At 42.7% G+C, this 503-nt stretch carries 1 pseudogene; it reads left to right on the plus strand.

Features of this window, described 5'->3' with window-relative positions:
- Positions 1 to 283: pseudogene (locus R7R78_RS29800) on the plus strand (IS110 family transposase); the annotation flags it as partial.
- Between the last annotated feature and the right edge of the window lie 220 nt (positions 284 to 503).

The following is a 503-nucleotide window of genomic DNA, read 5'->3' on the forward strand; positions in this document are numbered from 1 at the left end:
TCCAAAACAGCATAGTACTGGAGGAAGAGTTACCCTTTTGGGTATCAGCAAAAAAGTTGGACAGAAGAAGTTACGTTCAAGCTTGATACAGGGAGCGCTTGCTGTTGCGAAGGTTGTAAATAAACGAGAGCCAAGGAATGTTAAAGAGACTTGGCTCAAGTCACTGATTCAGCGTGCAGGGTTAATGAAAGCCGCGGTTGCTTTAGCAAATAAGACCACAAGAACAGCTTGGGCATTGCTTCATTATGGCAGTGAGTATCAAGTGCCTCTAACTTACGAGTAGTAAGTCAAAGACGTTATTTACATCTTGATATAGCGAAGAACAGGTAAGACCGACCTTGAAGAGCCAGATCATTCCTTTGGATTATTTCCGCGCTCGCGAAATGGCATCAAGGTGCGAATACATCTAGGGTCGAGTTAGCTACTCATTAAAACCCGAATATACGCATGCATCTAATCTATTCTCGCTAAACAAGTTGTAATAACTCGGGAGTCCATATACT

Source organism: Vibrio sp. 2134-1, from assembly GCF_033339495.1.